General features: G+C 60.7%; 3 protein-coding genes. 1 reads left to right on the forward strand and 2 read right to left on the reverse strand.

What is annotated here, in order from left to right; translation table 11 throughout:
• Positions 1 to 1,031, reverse strand: a 1,031-nt coding sequence (glyA, locus tag D8U18_RS03885; protein WP_131107057.1) for a serine hydroxymethyltransferase, incomplete at its 3' end; no start/stop codon positions are given.
• A 315-nt stretch (positions 1,032 to 1,346) separates the two neighbouring features.
• Positions 1,347 to 2,075 carry a TraX family protein gene (locus D8U18_RS03890; RefSeq protein ID WP_241664287.1) on the reverse strand — a complete coding sequence of 243 codons (729 nt, stop codon included), beginning with the start codon at positions 2,073 to 2,075 and terminating at the stop codon, positions 1,347 to 1,349.
• Positions 2,076 to 2,206: 131 nt separating this feature from the next.
• On the opposite strand from D8U18_RS03890, the gene D8U18_RS03895 reads away from it, so the two are divergent.
• Complete coding sequence (locus D8U18_RS03895; protein ID WP_056853884.1) at positions 2,207 to 3,247, forward strand: low specificity L-threonine aldolase; 1,041 nt, start codon at positions 2,207 to 2,209, stop codon at positions 3,245 to 3,247.
• The last annotated feature ends 237 nt before the right edge of the window (positions 3,248 to 3,484 follow it).

The following is a 3,484-nucleotide window of genomic DNA, read 5'->3' on the forward strand; positions in this document are numbered from 1 at the left end:
ACGGTGATGTGGGCGCGACCGAGTGCTGCGTCCGCCTCTTTGCCGGTGAGGCCCTGGCGGATCAGGCTGACCAGGAACAAGTGGTTATCGGTGCCGCCGGACACTACATCGTAGCCGCGTTTGATAAACACGCCGGCCATGGCCTGGGCGTTGTCGATCACTTGTTGCTGGTAAGCCTTGAAGCCTGGCTCCAGCGCTTCCTTGAAGCACACCGCTTTACCGGCGATGACGTGCATCAGCGGGCCGCCCTGGGCACCCGGGAAGACCGCGGCGTTGAGCTTCTTCTCGATTTCTTCGTTGGACTTGGCCAGGATCAGGCCGCCACGTGGACCGCGCAGGGTCTTGTGGGTAGTGGTGGTGACCACATCGGCATACGGCAGCGGGTTCGGGTACAGGCCGGCAGCGACCAGACCGGCCACGTGGGCCATGTCGACGAACAGCAGCGCTCCGACCTTGTCCGCGATCTGGCGGAAGCGCGGGAAGTCCAGGGTCTTTGAGTAGGCAGAGAAGCCGGCCACGATCATCTTCGGCTTGCACTCGACGGCCAGGCGCTCGACTTCGTCGTAATCGATCAGGCCGGTCTTGGTGTCGATGCCGTACTGCACGGCGTTGTAGAGTTTGCCCGAGGACGACACTTTGGCGCCGTGGGTCAGGTGACCGCCATGGGCCAGGCTCATGCCCAGAATGGTGTCGCCGGCGTTCAACAAGGCCAGGTACACGGCGCTGTTGGCCGAGGAACCGGAGTGCGGCTGGACGTTGGCGTAATCGGCGCCGAACAGCTGCTTGGCGCGTTCGATGGCCAGGGCCTCGACCTTGTCGACGTGCTCGCAGCCACCGTAGTAGCGCTTGCCCGGATAGCCTTCGGCGTACTTGTTGGTCAGGCCGCTGCCTTGCGCTTGCATCACGCGCTTGCTGGTGTAGTTCTCCGACGCGATCAGCTCGATGTGATCTTCCTGACGTTGCTCCTCGGCATTCATCGCCGCCAGCAGTGCATCGTCGTAACCCTGGATCTGGTCTTGCTTGCTGAACATCGCGTCTCTCCCAGCGGCATCTGTGCGCCATTCGTCTCGGTGAGGCACTGGCGTTTCGGCAGTGCCCTTTGATAGCGATGGTATGACTGGCTTCGAAGGGTCAAATGCCTACGGGCGCCACGCAAAGGTGCGTTTACGACATGGCGTGAAATGGCCGAGCCAGTGGATGCCTTTGTGGCGAGGGAGCTTGCTCCCGCTCGACTGCGAAGCAGTCGCAAAAGCGATAACCACGAGCTGACGGGCAGACCGCATGCACAGGCGTCGGGTCTGCTGCGCAGCCCAGCGGGAGCAAGCTCCCTCGCCACAGGGGTCGGGTCAGGCGATGGCCTGTCGCACTGCGAGCAACACCAGGAAATGCGCCGGATACAGCGCATACGCCCAGCGTCGCATCGGCGGTGGTTTTACGTCACGGGCATGTCGCAACAGGAACAGCCCCAGCCATGGCGCAATCAGACAAGTGATGATGGCCGCCACAGCCACATGACTGCCCAGCCGAACGGAGTAATACAGCACCTGCCATTGATTGGCGGCCAGACAGACAAGCCCCGCAAGCAACGCGAAATACCATGGACGATGGATCACCCACAGCAGTACCAACGGCAACAACACGCCAAAAAAACCGAACATCACACGCTGCGAAAAAAAACCCGCCAGCAGCAGTGCAGCCACCGCCAGCAAACGCGATTGAAGCGCCGGTTGCTGCCAGCCACGGGCCACCAGCAATCCAAGGACAAGTGTGGGCATGACGTTCAGCGTGTCGGGATTGGCAATAAACATCCGGTAAGGAACTTCACTGAGCGCACTGAACAGCAGCAACCAGCCCAGATAGCGCCACTGTCCAGCGTTCGCCTGGGCCGGCTTGCGCGCCAGGTTCGCCGCCATCGCCAGACAAAACCACGGGAACGCCAAACGTCCCGGCACATACAACAGATCGACGGAATAACCGACATATCGCAGGTGATCGAGCACCATGCTCAGCAGCGCCAACCACTTGAGCAGGTCCAGTGCACCGTCGCGCTGCTTTACGGGCATAGTCATGTGCATAATTGCCCGGCATCCTTGTATCTTTCTGACAGAAACATCCCACGTACTCCCCGGACGATCTTCGGTAAAGTGCGCACCATCATTGACCACGAGGCGCTTCACCATAAGCGTCCCGATCACGGAAGCAGGCCATGACCGATAAGAGCCAACAATTCGCCAGCGACAACTATTCCGGCATTTGCCCTGAAGCCTGGGCGGCCATGGAACAGGCCAATCACGGCCACCAGCGCGCCTACGGTGACGACGAATGGACCGCCCGCGCCTCCGACGGATTCCGCAAACTGTTTGAAACCGATTGCGAAGTGTTTTTCGCCTTCAACGGCACCGCCGCCAACTCGTTGGCCCTGTCGTCGCTGTGCCAGAGTTACCACAGCGTGATCTGCTCGGAAACCGCCCACGTCGAAACCGACGAATGCGGCGCGCCGGAATTTTTCTCCAACGGTTCCAAGCTGCTGATCGCCCGTACTGAAAACGGCAAGCTGACACCGGAATCGATCCGCGAAGTCGCGCTCAAGCGCCAGGACATCCATTACCCGAAACCCCGCGTCGTGACCCTGACCCAGGCCACCGAAGTGGGCAGCGTCTATACCCCGGACGAAATCCGCGCGATAAGCGCCACCTGCAAGGAACTCGGGCTGAATCTGCACATGGACGGCGCGCGTTTTTCCAATGCGTGCGCATTCCTCGGTTGCTCGCCGGCAGACCTGACCTGGAAGGCCGGTGTCGACGTGCTGTGCTTTGGCGGTACGAAAAACGGCATGGCCGTGGGCGAGGCGATTCTGTTCTTCAACCACAAACTGGCGGAAGACTTTGACTATCGCTGCAAACAGGCCGGGCAACTGGCGTCGAAGATGCGCTTCTTGTCGGCGCCGTGGGTCGGCATCCTGGAAAACGACGCCTGGCTCAAATACGCCAACCACGCCAACCGCTGTGCGCAGTTGCTCGCCGAACTGGTCAGTGACATTCCCGGTGTCGAGTTGATGTTTCCGGTACAGGCCAACGGCGTGTTCCTGCAACTCTCGGAACCGGCCATCGCCGCGCTGACAGGCAAGGGCTGGCGTTTCTACACCTTCATCGGTAACGGCGGCGCACGCTTCATGTGTTCGTGGGATACCGAAGAAGAACGTGTACGAGAGTTGGCCCGCGACATCCGTGAAGTGATGTCGCACTAATATGAACCGAACGTTCCCACGCTCTGCGTGGGAACGCCTCCAGGGACGCTCCGCGTTCCAGCTTCAACACCTGCGCGACGTCGAACACCGTTGTGACGCGGAGCGTCACGGGCTGCATTCCCACGCGGAGCGTGGGAACGATCAGTGGAAACGCGTTGTATCGTGATCGTTCCCACGCTCTGTGGACTGCACCCCAAAGGTTGGACACAACCGATGGGGTGTTTCATGGGGAAGTAC

This window comes from Pseudomonas sp. Sample_10 (assembly GCF_004321495.1).
Lineage (GTDB): Bacteria > Pseudomonadota > Gammaproteobacteria > Pseudomonadales > Pseudomonadaceae > Aquipseudomonas.

What these genes read in the sequence shown, in the direction of transcription:
- D8U18_RS03890 (WP_241664287.1), bottom strand. Translation starts at nt 2,075, where the DNA reads ATGCACATGACTATGCCCGTAAAGCAGCGCGACGGTGCACTGGACCTG.
- D8U18_RS03895 (WP_056853884.1), top strand. Translation starts at nt 2,207, where the DNA reads ATGACCGATAAGAGCCAACAATTCGCCAGCGACAACTATTCCGGCATT.